General features: G+C 62.7%; 17 protein-coding genes. 5 read left to right on the top strand and 12 right to left on the bottom strand.

Annotated features, from left to right (window positions below; genetic code table 11):
• Positions 1-55: 55 nt before the first annotated feature.
• The 5 genes from M1E10_RS18270 to M1E10_RS18290 all read right to left on the bottom strand — a co-directional run bounded on the left by M1E10_RS18270 (position 56) and on the right by M1E10_RS18290 (position 3,943).
• Positions 56-691, bottom strand: coding sequence for a LysE family translocator (locus M1E10_RS18270; protein ID WP_499174219.1), 636 nt, complete (start codon positions 689-691; stop codon positions 56-58).
• Positions 692-733: 42 nt separating this feature from the next.
• The gene (murI, locus tag M1E10_RS18275; RefSeq protein ID WP_499174220.1) at positions 734-1,564 is read right to left on the bottom strand and encodes a glutamate racemase; all 831 of its coding nucleotides are present in this window, start codon (positions 1,562-1,564) and stop codon (positions 734-736) included.
• Positions 1,548-2,363, bottom strand: a complete 816-nt coding sequence (locus M1E10_RS18280) for an RNA methyltransferase (protein WP_499174221.1) — start codon at positions 2,361-2,363, stop codon at positions 1,548-1,550. Before M1E10_RS18280 ends, murI begins: the two co-directional genes overlap by 17 nt.
• Before the next feature lie 79 nt (positions 2,364-2,442).
• The gene (locus M1E10_RS18285) at positions 2,443-3,054 is read right to left on the bottom strand and encodes a LysE family translocator (RefSeq protein ID WP_499174222.1); all 612 of its coding nucleotides are present in this window, start codon (positions 3,052-3,054) and stop codon (positions 2,443-2,445) included.
• A gap of 37 nt (positions 3,055-3,091) precedes the next feature.
• Positions 3,092-3,943: a cell envelope integrity EipB family protein gene (locus tag M1E10_RS18290; RefSeq protein ID WP_499174223.1), complete on the bottom strand. Its 852-nt coding sequence runs from the start codon at positions 3,941-3,943 to the stop codon at positions 3,092-3,094.
• A 110-nt stretch (positions 3,944-4,053) separates the two neighbouring features.
• On the opposite strand from M1E10_RS18290, the gene M1E10_RS18295 reads away from it, so the two are divergent.
• The 4 genes from M1E10_RS18295 to M1E10_RS18310 are packed head-to-tail and all read left to right on the top strand — an operon-like array spanning position 4,054 to position 6,890.
• Positions 4,054-4,524, top strand: a complete 471-nt coding sequence (locus M1E10_RS18295) for a RidA family protein (RefSeq protein ID WP_499174224.1) — start codon at positions 4,054-4,056, stop codon at positions 4,522-4,524.
• Positions 4,521-5,246 (top strand): glycerophosphodiester phosphodiesterase, encoded by a 726-nt coding sequence (locus M1E10_RS18300; RefSeq protein WP_499174225.1) that lies wholly within the window; start codon positions 4,521-4,523, stop codon positions 5,244-5,246. Before M1E10_RS18295 ends, M1E10_RS18300 begins: the two co-directional genes overlap by 4 nt.
• A 1-nt stretch (position 5,247) precedes the next feature.
• Positions 5,248-6,456 carry a GNAT family N-acetyltransferase gene (locus M1E10_RS18305; RefSeq protein WP_499174226.1) on the top strand — a complete coding sequence of 403 codons (1,209 nt, stop codon included), beginning with the start codon at positions 5,248-5,250 and terminating at the stop codon, positions 6,454-6,456.
• A gap of 2 nt (positions 6,457-6,458) precedes the next feature.
• A complete protein-coding gene (locus M1E10_RS18310; protein WP_499177224.1) occupies positions 6,459-6,890 on the top strand; it encodes an HIT family protein in 432 nt (143 codons plus the stop codon).
• A gap of 5 nt (positions 6,891-6,895) precedes the next feature.
• Here the strand turns inward: M1E10_RS18310 and M1E10_RS18315 are convergent, their stop codons facing one another.
• The 7 genes from M1E10_RS18315 to M1E10_RS18345 all read right to left on the bottom strand — a co-directional run bounded on the left by M1E10_RS18315 (position 6,896) and on the right by M1E10_RS18345 (position 13,248).
• Entirely contained in the window at positions 6,896-7,237 is a 342-nt protein-coding gene (locus M1E10_RS18315) for an AzlD domain-containing protein (RefSeq protein ID WP_499174227.1), read from the bottom strand.
• The gene (locus M1E10_RS18320) at positions 7,234-7,986 is read right to left on the bottom strand and encodes an AzlC family ABC transporter permease (protein ID WP_499174228.1); all 753 of its coding nucleotides are present in this window, start codon (positions 7,984-7,986) and stop codon (positions 7,234-7,236) included. Before M1E10_RS18320 ends, M1E10_RS18315 begins: the two co-directional genes overlap by 4 nt.
• 88 nt (positions 7,987-8,074) lie before the next feature.
• Entirely contained in the window at positions 8,075-10,594 is a 2,520-nt protein-coding gene (gene clpA, locus M1E10_RS18325; protein WP_499174229.1) for an ATP-dependent Clp protease ATP-binding subunit, read from the bottom strand.
• A gap of 9 nt (positions 10,595-10,603) precedes the next feature.
• Entirely contained in the window at positions 10,604-10,957 is a 354-nt protein-coding gene (gene clpS / locus M1E10_RS18330; protein ID WP_029618925.1) for an ATP-dependent Clp protease adapter ClpS, read from the bottom strand.
• A gap of 250 nt (positions 10,958-11,207) precedes the next feature.
• Positions 11,208-11,411 carry a DUF3126 family protein gene (locus M1E10_RS18335; protein WP_499174230.1) on the bottom strand — a complete coding sequence of 68 codons (204 nt, stop codon included), beginning with the start codon at positions 11,409-11,411 and terminating at the stop codon, positions 11,208-11,210.
• A gap of 122 nt (positions 11,412-11,533) precedes the next feature.
• A complete protein-coding gene (gene cysE, locus M1E10_RS18340) occupies positions 11,534-12,358 on the bottom strand; it encodes an LbetaH domain-containing protein (protein WP_499174231.1) in 825 nt (274 codons plus the stop codon).
• Between the two features lie 113 nt (positions 12,359-12,471).
• Positions 12,472-13,248, bottom strand: a complete 777-nt coding sequence (locus tag M1E10_RS18345) for an alpha/beta fold hydrolase (protein ID WP_499174232.1) — start codon at positions 13,246-13,248, stop codon at positions 12,472-12,474.
• 158 nt (positions 13,249-13,406) lie between these two features.
• Between M1E10_RS18345 and M1E10_RS18350 the strand changes: the two genes are divergently transcribed.
• Positions 13,407-13,652 carry a zinc-finger domain-containing protein gene (locus M1E10_RS18350; RefSeq protein WP_499174233.1) on the top strand — a complete coding sequence of 82 codons (246 nt, stop codon included), beginning with the start codon at positions 13,407-13,409 and terminating at the stop codon, positions 13,650-13,652.
• The last annotated feature ends 5 nt before the right edge of the window (positions 13,653-13,657 follow it).

The raw sequence follows: 13,657 nt of genomic DNA on the forward strand, positions 1-13,657 counted from the left end.
GGATTTGTTGCGCCCCGTCACTACCGAAATGCACAGGCTTTGCTGTGAGCCCCGTTCAGGTCGCCGCGGCACGCTTCCAACCGAGAGCGAGAAGGCCGGCGCCGATCATCAGCGAACCGCCGGTGCGGTTGACGGCGCGCTGCACCTGCGGCTTGCGGATCTGGTTGCGGGCGAGCGCCGCCAGCAGACCGTAGACCGTTGCGTTCAGGGTCGCCAGCGTCAGAAACGTCAGTTCGAAGATCAGCATCTGCAGGAAGAGCGGTTCGCCGAGATCGAGGAACTGCGGCAGGAAGGCCACGAAGAAGATGATGCTCTTGGGGTTAAGCGCCGTGACGGCATAGGTGTGCAGGAAGATCCGCGAAGCCTTCGCAGAAGGAGCCGGGGCCTCGCCCTCCGCACCGCCGGACACCGGTGCCCGCCAAAGCTTGATGCCGAGGTAGATCAGATAGGCGGCGCCCACCCATTTCAGCAGCGTGAACAGGGCCGCCGACGTGGCCAGCAGCGCGCCGAGCCCCAGCATCGACGCCGTCATCGCCGTGAAGTCGCCGAGCGCAACGCCGGCCACCGTCGCGGTCGCCACCTTGCGGCCGTGGCTCAGCGCATAGGAGATGACAAGCAGGATGGTCGGTCCGGGGATCGCCAGCAGCACCGCCGACGCGGCAACGAAGGCAAGCCAGTTTTCGATGGGCATCAGTTTTGCTCCGGTGAGTGTCGGGAGCAAGCCACCGATTTGTCAGGTTGGCAAGAGCATGCGCGGCGACGGTTCGACGCGCAGACCAAAGCCCTGCATCAATCGGCACGTGGCAAAGTCCGGATTGCCGGAGGTGAAGATGGCGATGTCCGGATTGGCCAGAACCTGCGCCTGTGGTTGCCCCTCCTTCGGCATCAAGGACAGCGCCCGACGCGCAATCGCTTCGGCCGGATCGATCCAGTCGACCGGCCAGGGCGCGGTCTTGCGCATCCGGTTCACGAGGAAGGGATAATGGGTGCAGGCCAGCACGACGATGTCGGTCCGCCGACCCTCCTGCTCGATGAAGCAGGGGGCGATCTCGTCGCGGACAGCCGCCTCGTCGACAAAGCCCTGACGCATGTAGGTTTCCGCCAGCCCTGCCAGCCGCTCGCTGCCGACGAGACGCACATGCACCTTGGACGCCCATTCGCCGATCAGGTTACGGGTGTATTGCCGCTTCACCGTGCCCGGCGTTGCCAGCACGGAGATGAGGCCCGACCGCGTCCGCTCCGCCGCCGGCTTGATGGCCGGCACCGTTCCGACAAAGGGGGTGTCGGGAAAAGTGACGCGCAGATCGTCCAGCACCAGCGTGGACGCGGTATTGCAGGCGATGACCGCAATTTCGGGGTCGTGTTCGGCAATCAGCCCTCGAAACAGAGCGACGATGTGCGCACGCAGTCGATCCTCTTCCCAGCTGCCATAGGGGAAACCGGCATCGTCGGCGACATAGACGAACCGACGCCCGGGCATGAGCACGCGCGCCTCGCGCAGCACGGTCAGTCCGCCGATGCCCGAATCGAACATCAGCACCGGCCTTTCAGGCTTCGTCGTCATTCTCCGGCGGCTCCACTCTCCCGGTCGTCTTCGACCACCGTCGCGGGAACCGGTCGAGCGAGCGGATCACACCACGAAACACGCTGATTTCCTGCTCGGTGAAGCCGCGACGCGAAATCACCGCGCGGAGATTGTCGACCATTTTTGGCTTTTTCGCGGGCGGATGGAAATAGCCGCGCGAATCGAGCGCCTCCTCCAGATGCTCGAAGAGGCCAAGCACCTGCTCTTTTGTAGAGGGCCTCTGCTCGATCGGCAGGAACGGCGTCGCCGCCACGTCATCGAGCCCTGTCTTCATCCACTCGTAGGACATCAGCAGCACCGCCTGGGCGATGTTGAGCGAAGCGAAGGCCGGATTGACCGGAAAGGTGACGATCTCGTCGGCGAGCGCCACTTCCTCGTTGGTAAGCCCCCAGCGCTCCCGTCCGAACAGCACGCCGGTTTTCTCGCCCGCTTTGAACTTCGCCCGCAGCGTTTCTGCAGCCGTGACGGGCGAACGGACGGGCTTGAACCCGTAGCGCTCCCGCGCCGTCGTCGCGTAGACGAAGTTGAGGTCGGCAATCGCCTCCTCCAGGGTTTCGAACACCTGCGTCCCGTCGATCACATGATCGGCTTTGGACGCGGCGGCGCGCGCCTTCTCGCTTGGCCATCCATCGCGCGGCTTGACGAGACGCAGTTCCGCCAGGCCGAAATTGGCCATCGCCCGGGCCACCATGCCGATGTTCTCGCCAAGCTGCGGCTCGACCAGAATGACGGCCGGTCCTTCGGCTATGAGTTCGCGCTCGCTGTTCGTACCTGACATTGCTCAATCCGATCCTTCGCGCGCCGCAATACCGGGCAACGGCCGGATCGGCAAGTGCCGTGAGACCGTCGGCCTCCGCTCAGCGATCGGCCAACGCGAGTTTGGCACCCATGGCGACAAAAGCGGCAGCAAAGGTGCGGCGCATCCAGGTCACCACCGCCGGTCGCGAGATGACATGCCTGCGCATGGCGGCGGCAAAGACGCCGTAGCCGACGAAGACGACGAAGGTCAGCCCCATGAACACGCCGCTCAGGCTCAGCATCATCGGCAGCGCATCCGGCTGGTCCGGGCTGACGAACTGCGGCAGGAAGGCGAAGAAGAAGATCGACAGCTTGGGATTGAGAATGTTGAGAAGGATGCCCGAGACGATGGTCTGCCGCACCGAACGCGGCGCAAGCTCCTCGTCAACGCTGAGCGCGCCCCGGTCAGTGATCGTCTTCCAGGCCATGTAGAGCAGATAGGCGACGCCGAGATACTTGATGATCTCGAAGGCGAGCGCGCTTGTGTGCAGCACGGCGGCAAGCCCCGTCACGGCAGCGGCGATATGCGGCACGATGCCCAGGGTGCAGCCGAAGGCGGCAATGATGCTGGCACGGGCGCCGCGCGCGAGGCCGGCGGCAAGCGTGTAGAGCACGCCGGTGCCGGGCGATGCGATGATGACGAGGGACGTCAGAAGGAATTCAAGGCTCATGCACGCATTCCTTTCGGTCCTGCCGCGCCCCGATCGGTTATTGGGCGGGCTGTTTCGGATCGCAGTCGGGCCTGTCCAGAAGCTCCAGCCTGGCAAGCGTCCCGCTCAGCACGAACTCACCGTAGTCCATGGTCAGATCGCGCGTGATGCCGTTGTCGTAAAGCTTGAAGGACATCGTATAGACCGGCGTCGCATCCCCCTCTCCGCCCTCGCTGAAGTAGGCAATGGTGACGGGCCAGTAGGTCGCATTGGCAAACTCTCCGGCCTTCCCGGCATCGTCATCCGCGGATTTTCCGTTCGGCGTTTGCTGCGCGCCGATCACCGTGTTGGTGATCATGCTCTGGTCCCCGTTTTCCGAACCGTCGAAGATGCGGGTCTCGAAGAAGCGGTTTCCAGCCCGGGCGTTCTTGATCACCTCCAGCATGTGTTCCGTCGGGAAGGCGCTGGCCACCAGCTCGAGCTGCCGCGGGTCCGGTCGCTCGATCTCCACCACAACCTTGGAATCATCTTCCCGCGCCTCGCCCGCCACTTCCTTGTCCATCTGCTCGTCGGTGAAGGACTTCGTCTCGAAGCGGAACTGGCCGGCCTCGGTGTCCTCGAAGGTCGTCGTCTGCTGGTCCGTCAGACGCGTCTCCTCGCCGGAGTTGATGCGCGTGACGAAACGGAAATTGGTGGTGAAACCGGTGCAGGCCGAACCGGTGAACTCATAGACCATGCGACCGCTCATGCCCTCGATCCCGGAACGATCCGAGGCATCCTTGAGCTGCAGGTCATAGACCGCCCGGTGCGGCAGAAGACCGGCCGCGCCCTCGACGCCAGCCGACGCCGATCCCGCTCCCACGGCAGCAAAACCGGCGGTCAGGATCAGTGCGAGTGCCGAATAGTTCATTCATTATCTCCTGTCGGACTCACTGCCGATGTTATAAGAACGCCATCCAGCAAGGGTATGTCCCTGAATGCAGGATTTTTGAGACGTTGACAACAAAACTGGAGTGGACCATGTCCGAAGCCATCGAGGCCCGCCTCAAGGAACGGGGGATTTCCCTTCCCGCAGCCGCAGCACCGGCTGCCAATTATGTCCCTTTCACGATCTCCGGCAACATGCTTTATCTTTCCGGCCAACTGCCGATGGAAAACGGCAAGGTCGCGGTCACGGGACTGGTGGGTCGTGATGTCGATGTGGCTGGTGCCCAGCGCGCCGCCGAACTCTGCGCCATCAACATCCTGGCCCAGGCCAAGGCGGCGCTGAACGGCGACCTCGGCCGCATCCGGCGCATCCTGAAGCTGAACGGCTTCGTCGCCTCCGTCCCGGAGTTCACCGAACAGCACCTGGTGATCAACGGCGCCTCCAACCTGATCGCCGATGTCCTCGGTGACGCCGGCAAGCACGCCCGTGCCGCCGTCGGCATGGCCGCGCTGCCGTTCAATGCCTCGGTCGAGATCGACGCCATCATCGAGATCGAAGCATGACATCTGCCGCCTGGATCAGGGACGTCCCGGTTGCCCATCGCGGCTATCACGACATGAACAAGACTGTCTGGGAGAACACGCTGTCCGCCTTCTCCCGCGCCATCGATGCGGGCTTTGCCATCGAATGCGACCTGCAGCTCGCCTCCGACAGCGTGCCGGTCGTCTTCCACGACCACACGCTGGAACGCCTCTGCGGCATCGCCGGCGATGTCCGTGAACGCACCTCGGGCGAACTCGCCATGCTCACCGTCGGTGGAACCGCCGACAAGATTCCGACGCTGAAGCAGATGCTGAGGCACGTCGGCGGCCGCGTGCCGCTGGTGATCGAGATCAAGGGTCGCAAGGGTGAGGACGACGGCTTTGCCGAGGCCGTCCTGGAAGTGCTGGAAGGCTACGAGGGCAAGGTTGCGCTGATGAGCTTCGACCATCACATCCTCAAGGATCTGAAGGCCGCCGGCTGCCCATGGCCTCTCGGCCTCACGGCCCAGGGAACGAAGCCCGAGGATTTCTTCAAGCACGACGAGGCTATGCACCTCGGCCTCGACTTCATCTCCTATCAATACGCCCATCTGCCCAACAGCTTTGTCACCGCGCAAAGACAGGCGGGCATTCCGGTCATTACCTGGACCGTCAGGGATGCAAACGCCCGCGCGCATACCCATTCTCATGCCGACCAGATGACCTTCGAAGGCTTCGACCCACGGGAGACTGCGACCGCCTAGAATGACAGAAGCTCTCACCATCCGCATCGAGCAGAGTTTTGCCGAAATTGCCCCCGAGCGCTGGTCAAGGCTGACCGGCACCTCGAAGGGCGGGACCGGCGGCTACAATCCCTTCGTTTCGCACGCCTACCTCTCCGCTCTGGAAGAATCGGGATCTGCGACGGCGAAGACCGGCTGGATGGGGCACCACACGCTGCTGGAGAGTGATGACGGGACCCTTCTCGGCGCCGTCCCCGGCTACCTGAAGAGCCACAGCCAGGGCGAATATGTCTTCGACCACGGCTGGGCCGATGCCTTCGAGCGTGCCGGCGGCCAATACTATCCGAAGATCCAGTGCAGCGTGCCCTTCACGCCGGCGACCGGTCCGCGTCTGCTGGTGGCCGAGGGCCAGGACGTGGAGTCTATGCGCCGGACACTGGCGACCGGTCTCCAGCAGGTGACACGCCAGCTCGGCGTCTCGTCCGCCCATGTGACGTTCCTGCAGGAAGACGAATTGCCGGCCTTCGATGAGGCCGGCTATCTGCACCGCACCGACCAGCAGTTCCACTTCCTCAACGAGGGCTATGCCAACCACGACGCCTTCCTGGAGACGCTCGCGTCCCGCAAGCGCAAGGCTCTCAAGAAGGAGCGGCGGGCGGCGCTGGAGAACGGCATCACCATCGATTGGCTGAGCGGCAGCGACCTCACCGAAGACATCTGGGACCAGTTCTTCGCCTTCTACATGGACACCGGCAGCCGCAAGTGGGGCCGTCCCTACCTGACGCGCAGCTTCTACTCCCTGATCGGCGAGCGGATGCCCGAAGACATCCTGCTGGTGATGGCCAAGCGCGACGGCCGCTATATCGCCGGCGCCATCAACTTCATCGGCTCGGAAGCCCTCTACGGCCGACACTGGGGCTGCAGCGAGGATCATCCCTTCCTGCATTTCGAGGTGTGTTACCATCAGGCAATCGATTTTGCGCTGGCCAAGGGCCTGAAGCGCGTCGAGGCCGGTGCGCAAGGGGAGCACAAGCTCGCCCGCGGCTATCTTCCGGTCACGACCCATTCGGCCCACTACATCGCCCATCCCGGCCTGCGCAAGGCTGTCGCTAGTTACCTTGAGCGCGAGCGCGAGGAGGTCGAGCAGATCGGCGGCTATCTGGAAGCCCATAGCCCCTTCCGAAAAGGTGAGCGGCAGGATCCGGGAAAGACAGACGAGGAAGAGGAGTGACCATGATGAGCCAGAGCTACGACGACAGCAATATCTTCGCCAAGATCCTGCGCGGCGAAATTCCCTGCCACCGCGTCTATGAGGATGATCACGCCATCGCCTTCATGGACGTGATGCCGCAGGCACCCGGTCATCTGCTGGTGGTGCCCAAATCGCCCTCCCGCAACATGCTGGACGCCGACCCGGCCGTGTTGGCCAAGACCGTCCAGGTCGTGCAGAAGCTGGCCCGGGCTGCACAGGACGCTTTCGACGCCGACGGAATCACCATCATGCAGTTCAACGAGCCGGCGGCGGGCCAGACGGTCTTCCATCTGCATTTTCACGTGGTTCCGCGCCATGAGGGCCAGGCACTCACGCCGCATTCGGGGCAGATGGAGGATGGCGAGATCCTGAAGGCGAACGCCGATAAGGTCCGGGCGGCGCTTGCCGGCTGATCGGCTCAGACCCCGAGCCAGTAGAGACCCAGGCCGAGCAGCAGCGTGGAGGTGATCACCGCCACGCCGACCCGCTGCCCTGCCAGCAGGAAGGCGAGGAAGCCTATGCCGGCGGCACCGAGCCGCAGCCACAGCGGCGAACCCGCCAGCGTCCCGGTCTGAAATACGATCAGCTTAGCGGTCACTGCCATGACGAGCGCCGTCGCAACGGCCCTCACCCAGTAGAGCGCCTCGGAATCTTCGTTCAGCCGGTTGCCGATCAAAACACCGAGCCAACGCCAGATGTCCGTCGCCAGCCAGCCGGCGACGGCAATCACGACGTAGGTCCACCACCAGTCGCCGCTCATCGGACGGTGCCTTCACGGGCGGCCCGTCGCGGGCGGATCCAGAAGCGATCGACGGCGTAGGCGAGCGTGCCGCCGCCGATGCCGGCGTAGAGAACGTCGAAGTCTGGCGCCACGAGCGCCATCAGCGGACCTCCGACGACGCCGACGATGAAGGCGAGCTTCACGACGTCCTGCCGGGCGGTTGCCCAGATCGACGCCAGGAAATACACGGGCGTCAGCATGAACAGCGCGCCGGAGACCACCGGCGGAAACGATTCCACAACGCCGTAGCAGACCGCAACGATCAGCGTGTTGGTCAGCGTCAGCGTGATGCCAAAGCCAGCAAAAAAGGTCGTCCGGTATTCGCGCGGCACGTCCTTCAGCCGCTGGATCGCGAAGACCCAGGCGGTGATGGCGACGAAATGCGACAACAGCAGCAGGAGCCAGGTCGGCGTCTTGTCGTTGCGCATTTCAGGCACGATCGACGCCACCATCGGCATCATCCGGATCGAGGAGAGCGTCACGGCAAGGAAGCAGGCGGCGATATGCGCGCCGCTCGCCATCATGCCGACCAGGATCATCTTCGCCGGAAGCGCCCAGATGGAGATCGTCATGAAGATCGCCTCGCCCCGCGAAATGCCGGATTCGAAGGCGAACGCACTGAAGCCGACAAAGGAAATCATCAGGATCACGGCGGGCAGCGAGGTGATGCCGCGCATTCCGGACAGGAACCAGAAGGAGGCGGGCCGCATATCACTGCTTGGGGACATCAGGAATTCCGGAAACGACAACGCGCAGGCAGCAGGCATAACGCAGAAATGCCGGGCAATGAACCCGGCATTTCTTTTTCTCTGTCAATTACTTGGACTTTGGCACCCGGGGCACGATACTGCCCTTGCGGGGCGGCGACTTCGGTGCCTCCTCGGAGACGGCCACATCAGCCTCGACCATAGGCCGTGCCTTGTCAGAGCCGTCCTTGCCGGTGGCCTTCTTGGAAGACCGGGGCTTCTTGGCTTTTGCCCCGCCCTCTTCGGACGCCTCTTCCACCTCGGCCTCCCGCTTCGGCTTGACGGGCACCGCCTCGGGCACGCAGTCGAGCAGCAGCCCGTTGGTGCCGTCGTCCTTCTTGCCAACCGTCACATGCACGACGCCGCCCTTGCGGAGCTTGCCGAACAGGATCTCGTTGGCGAGCGGCTTCTTGATGTACTCCTGGATGACGCGCGAAAGCGGACGCGCACCCATCTTTTCGTCATAGCCCTTTTCCGCCAGCCAGGCGATCGCATCGTCCTGCAGGTCGAAGGTGATGTTGCGCTCCGAAAGTTGCGTCTCGAGCTGCATGACGAACTTCTGCACCACCTGATGGATGACATCCGTGGGCAGCGGCGCAAACGGTATGGTCGCGTCGAGACGGTTGCGGAACTCCGGCGTGAACAGGCGGTTCAGCGCCTCCTCGTCCTCGCCGGTGCGCTTGGAAGAACCGAAGCCCATAGCGGCCTTGGCCATTTCAGAAGCGCCCGCGTTCGTCGTCATGATCAGGATAACGTTTCGGAAGTCGATCTTCTTGCCGTTGTGATCCGTCAGCGAACCGTGGTCCATCACCTGCAACAGGATGTTGAAGATGTCCGGATGCGCCTTCTCGATTTCGTCGAGCAGGACGACGCTGTGCGGATGCTGGTCGACTCCATCGGTCAGGAGACCACCCTGGTCGAAGCCGACGTAGCCGGGAGGAGCACCGAGCAGACGCGAAACCGTGTGCCGCTCCATGTACTCCGACATGTCGAACCGTAGCATTTCCACGCCGAGCGACGCGGCCAGCTGCTTGGCGACCTCCGTCTTGCCGACGCCCGTCGGGCCCGAGAAGACATAGGAGCCGATCGGCTTGTTGGGTTCGCGCAGGCCTGCACGGGCAAGCTTGATGGCTGTCGACAGAGCCTCGATCGCCGCATCCTGGCCGTAGACGACCGAGCGCAATTCCTTCTCCAGGTTGGCGAGAACCATCTCGTCGTCCTTGGAAACGGTCTTGGCCGGAATCCGGGCCATCGTCGCGATGGTGACCTCGATCTCCTTCTCGGTGATCAGCTTGCGGCGCTTGGATGCCGGCAGCAGCATCTGTGCCGCACCGGTCTCGTCGATCACGTCGATCGCCTTATCCGGCAGCTTGCGGTCGGAGATATAGCGCGCCGAAAGCTCGACGGCCGACCGGATCGCCTCGTTGGTGTAGCGAAGCTTGTGGTATTCCTCGAAGTAGGGCTTCAGGCCCTTCATGATCTCGATCGCATCATCGATCGACGGCTCGTTGACGTCGATCTTCTGGAAGCGTCGGACCAGCGCCCGGTCCTTCTCGAAGAACTGGCGATACTCCTTGTAGGTGGTCGAACCGATGCAGCGGATCTGTCCCGAAGACAGCGCCGGCTTCAACAGGTTCGACGCATCCATGGCACCGCCCGAGGTCGCGCCCGCACCGATGACCGTGTGGATCTCGTCGATGAAGAGCACGGCACCCGGATAATCCTCGAGTTCCTTGACCACCTGCTTCAGGCGTTCCTCGAAGTCGCCGCGATAGCGGGTCCCGGCCAGCAGCGTGCCCATGTCGAGCGAAAAGATCGTCGCATCGGCAAGCGCCTCGGGCACCTTGCCTTCGACGATACGCTTGGCCAGACCTTCGGCAATCGCCGTCTTGCCGACACCGGGATCGCCCACGTAGAGCGGATTGTTCTTGGACCGGCGGCACAGCACCTGGATGGTGCGGTTAACCTCGGAGTGACGCCCGATGAGCGGATCGATGCGTCCGTTCTTGGCCTTCTCGTTCAGGTTAACGCAATAGGCCTTCAAAGCATCTGTAGGCTTCTTGCCGGGACCTTCATCCTGTTCGCGCGAGGGCTTGGCGTCCGCGTCGCTTTCCTCCGCACCGCGCGGTGGCCGCACCGTCGATGCGCCCGGCCGCTTGCCGATTCCGTGGGAGATATAATTCACGGCGTCATAGCGCGTCATCTCCTGCTCCTGCAGGAAGAAGGCGGCATGGCTTTCCCGTTCGGCAAAGATCGCCACCAGCACATTGGCGCCGGTAACTTCCTCTCGTCCGGAAGACTGCACATGAATGACGGCGCGCTGGATGACACGCTGGAAGCCGGAGGTCGGCTTCGAATCCTCGTCGTATCCGGTAATCAGATTGGCAAGTTCGTTGTCGACGTAATCGGCAACGGTCTTGCGCAGGGCATCCAGGTTGACGTTACACGCACCCATGACCGCTGCCGCGTCGGCATCGTCGATCAATGCCAGCAACAGATGCTCGAGCGTGGCATACTCGTGATGCCGCTCGTTCGCAAATGTCAGTGCCTGGTGTAGCGCCTTTTCAAGACTAGGCGAAAAAGTTGGCACGTGGGTTCCTCACTTCTTTTCCATCACGCACTGAAGGGGATGCTGGTGCTGCCGGGCAAAATCCATGACCTGACTGACCTTTGTCTCCGCGACTTCATACGTAAATATTCCACACTCCCCCACGCCGTGATTGTGCACGTGGAGCATGATCCGCGTCGCCGCCTCAAGATCCTTCTGGAAGAACCGCTCTAGGATATGAATGACAAACTCCATGGGAGTGTAGTCGTCGTTCAGGAGCAATACGCGATACAGGTTCGGTTTCTTCGTTTTCGGCTTGGTGCGGGTGATGACGGACGTGCCGCGATTTGCGTTGTCTCCGTCGCCGTTCTTTTCGTCTTGCATCAAGATCGGCGCTGCGATCATTTCGTTCATTCCCCAATCATCCGGCGGGTGACCATCCTGGTTTAAGCGGCGGACATCAGATGTTCATAACTTAGTGCATTTGGTGCTGATTTTAAGCCCCCCGCGGTCTGGCGCAATCACTATTCCGCGCACGGACTACATCATCCGAAAACCTGCAGCCGGAATCGAAAGACCGGCGATCAATGTCGCCGGTCTCAAATCGCGTATAAAGCGGAAGCACGACGGGACAAAGCCGCGTCTGAGCCCAAGGCTAAAGGTCGACGTCAAGGATTGCCATCGAGAAATTGTAGGAACGGTCGCCGTCCTCGTCGTCGATATAGACGACGCCCAGAAACTCTTCGCCGAGATAGACTTCCGCGGAATCGTCTTTGCGCGGACGCGCCTTGACCGCCATCTGCGGGTTGAACGTTCGCTTGAAGTAGCCGTCCAGCTTCTTGATTTCTTCTGGCTTCATGAATTTTCTCCGTCAGCGGTTCGATTTCGGGGCTTGTGCCATGGCAGCGCTGGCAAAGTAAAGGCAACGCTTGGCCACCCGCCGTTTTTCGTGCCGGGGCCGGGATGAAGATCGTCCGGGGTCTATTCGTCGGAGCCGAGCAACTGGTCCATGAGCCGCGCCGGCTCCGAGCAGCCGGCCTCACCGACGACCTTGGCCGGAACGCCGGCAACGGTCGTCTTTGGTGGCACGGGCTTCAGCACCACGGATCCGGCCGCAACCCGCGAGCACGAGCCGATTTCGATATTGCCGAGGATCTTTGCGCCTGCCCCGATCAGCACGCCGTTTCCGATCTTCGGATGCCGCTCGGCGCCCTCCTTGCCGGTGCCGCCGAGCGTTACGCCGTGCAGGATGGAGACATTGTCGCCTATCACCGCCGTCTCGCCCACCACCAGCCCGGTGGCATGATCGAGGAAGATGCCCTTGCCGATGCGCGCGGCAGGATTGATGTCCGTCTGGAAAATGCTGGAAGCGCGGCTCTGCAGGTAGAGCGCAAAGTCGCGTCGCCCGCGCGCCAGCAGCCAATGCGCCAGCCGATGCGTCTGGATGGCGTGAAAGCCCTTGAAGTAGAGGACCGGCTCAAGAAAGCGCAGGCAGGCCGGATCGCGGTCGTAGACCGCCTGGATGTCCACCCGCAGCACCGAACCCCAGTCCGGCCAGTCGACAAGCATTTCAGCGAAAGTCTGGCGAAGCAGCACCGCCTGCAGGTCGGGATGGTCGAGCCGTTCACAGATGCGGTGGATGACGCTGTCTTCCAGAGAGCGGTGGTTGAGGACCGTCGAATACAGGAAAGCCGCCAGTAGCGGGTCGTTGTCCGCCGCCGTCCGCGCTTCCTGCCGCATCGTGTCCCAGATCGGGTCTACGCTGGCCACCGGATCATTGGGGCGAATTTCGGTTCTCGCGGCCATCGCCGTCTCCTCGTTCTCGATGGAGGATTATATATAGAGGATCATTACAGGACTACCAACGCCTGCAATATCGCATTTCGCTGATCCTTATCGTCAGGGCGGATCGTTTTCCCTCAGAGCCCTTCGTAGAATTCGAGCACGGCCTTCTTGAAGACGCGATCTCCAACCGCGAGCATGTGATCGCGGCCCGGGATGTCGAGCGCTGTCGCGTGCGGCATCAGCGCAGCCAGCGCCTGAGGCGAACCTGCAATGTCGTCCTTCGTTCCCACGCCGATCAAAGTCGGCGCCTCGATCCGCCCCATGTCGTCCTCCGACACGAGGTCACGGGAGCCGCGGATGCAGGCGGCGAGAGCCTCGCGGTCGCTCTTGGTCTGGTCGGCGAAGGCACGAAACATGCGACCGCGCTCGTGCGAAACATCGTCGAGCGACGGCGCCATCAGCGCATCGGCAATCGGGTCCCAGTCGCCCACGCCGTCGGTCATGCCGCTGCCGAGCCCGCCGAGCACCAGCGATCGCACCCGATCCGGATGCTTGAGCGCCAGAAAGACGGAAATGCGCGCGCCCATCGAATACCCCATCACATGGGCCTGCGGGATGCGCAGATGGTCGAGCAGCGCTGCGGCATCTTCGGCCATCACCCACGGCCGGTAGGCCTCCGGATCGCGTGGCTTGTCGCTGCGGCCATGACCCCGGTTGTCGATCGCGATCACCCGGTAGCCTGCATCGCCCAGCGTCTTCAGCCAGCCCGGGTGCACCCAGTTGACCAGCGCGCTCGAGGCAAAGCCATGGACCAGCAGCACCGGCTGCCCCTCCGGATTACCCTCGTCGAAGTAGGAGAGATCGAGGCCATCATGGGCGAAGGAGGAAAACGCGGGGGCATTGAGGTTCATGAACCGGCTTTCTGATCAGTTTGGAGCCCACAGGCAGAACGACCGGATTTAAACCGCCGGCCGCCTTGTTTCCACCCCGCCGCGTCAGTTTTTCCCACTACACATTCCGCCATCGGGGGGATAATGTCCGACGCAACGAAAAAGCATCGGAGACGACAATGGCTGGGCACGGCATCCCTCACTTCCAGAACGACGGCGGTCACAGGCTGATCCAGATCGGCGTGAAGGAATTCATGTGCACCGGCGCGTCCGTTCCTTACGACCATCCGCACATTTACATCGACATGGGCGACGACGTCGAAAAGGTCTGCTCCTACTGCTCGACCCTCTACCGCTACAATCCGGCCCTGAAGCCTGAGCAGACGGATCCGCCGGGCTGCGTCTTCCACGTCAAGGCGGCGTAGTCCTC

The organism is Rhizobium sp. PK7-22, assembly GCF_056530405.1.